Annotated in this window: 2 protein-coding genes; one reads left to right on the top strand and one right to left on the bottom strand. The window is 30.1% G+C overall.

Going from position 1 to position 997, the window contains the following annotated elements:
* The coding region (locus J5G60_RS19270) for a transposase (RefSeq protein ID WP_190972244.1) at nt 1–111 on the top strand (111 nt) is incomplete at its 5' end.
* A gap of 306 nt (nt 112–417) precedes the next feature.
* On the opposite strand, the gene J5G60_RS18480 is transcribed toward J5G60_RS19270, so the two are convergent.
* Nucleotides 418–903, bottom strand: coding sequence for a hypothetical protein (locus tag J5G60_RS18480; protein WP_150358840.1), 486 nt, complete (start codon nt 901–903; stop codon nt 418–420).
* Nucleotides 904–997: the final 94 nt, after the last annotated feature.

Below are 997 nucleotides of genomic sequence, written 5' to 3'. Positions count from 1 at the left end.
TACTGGAAACCTTTCTTCTGGAGTGAAAGTTACCTTGTTCTTTCTACAGGTGGTGCCACCATTGATATTATCGAACAGTACATTGAGAACCAGTCTACTCCTTCTGAGTAGGAAAAACTAACCCCTCCTAAGCCTTCCCTTATAGAAGGAGATTGCGTTTTTCAGTTTTGTTCAATTAAGAAGATTTCCATAGATTATAAAGAGAATAACTACCGCTTTATTGAATTATAAAAAATTATAAAGAGAATAACTAAAATTATATAAGTAAAAATGAAAATAATTGAACTTTTAGTTATCTCAAAATTATAAGCTTTATATAAAATCACTAAAAAAGGAATAAAAGAAAATGCTACTTGTTCGATAATTCTTTTTGTTCTATTTGTTCTATTAGTTTTATCCATTAATAAACTCCTTAATTTATGCAAAAATTATCATTTTTTCACCACTAGCGGGTCTGTAATACTCTATAACTTTTAATCTAACACTTCCGCCCTTACCATAAGCTGATGCTATTACATTTGCACTACTTTGAATTTTAGAAAAATAGGTTTGCCCAAAAAGACTTATATAGCTAGCGGCAACTGCACCCGATTTACCCATAAAACCAAGAGCTACAACTGAGACATTATATGCATATTGTCCAGCAACATAAGTAGACGACCTTATTGTAGATTGATACTTGTTATTTAATGTTCTTAGTTGATTATGTGTAAAAGTATGATAATAGGAAGTTCTGTAAGTCCATGCGGCACTTGGGCTTGGACCTCCACCTAACATAGGTACAAATTTTGCCGATTCTGAATTAACTATACTACTAGCCGAAACTGAACTAAATGTTGTAACCGAAAAAACAGTAGTTAAAAGTAAAAGCGATAATGCTTTTTTTAATTTATGTCTTGTCATTTTTCATACCCCCTTATTTTTCTTATATATAGAAACATAAGTATATTATTCTATATTTGTTTTAAATTTCCTTCAAAATATTATTAGTTTATAT

The organism is Clostridium sp. HV4-5-A1G, from assembly GCF_900184915.1.
Lineage (GTDB): Bacteria > Bacillota > Clostridia > Clostridiales > Clostridiaceae > Clostridium_B > Clostridium_B aromativorans.
This window is presented reverse-complemented; position numbering and strand designations above follow the sequence as displayed.

Coding starts and splice junctions, on each gene's coding strand:
- J5G60_RS18480 (WP_150358840.1), bottom strand. CDS start 903: ATGACAAGACATAAATTAAAAAAAGCATTATCGCTTTTACTTTTAACT.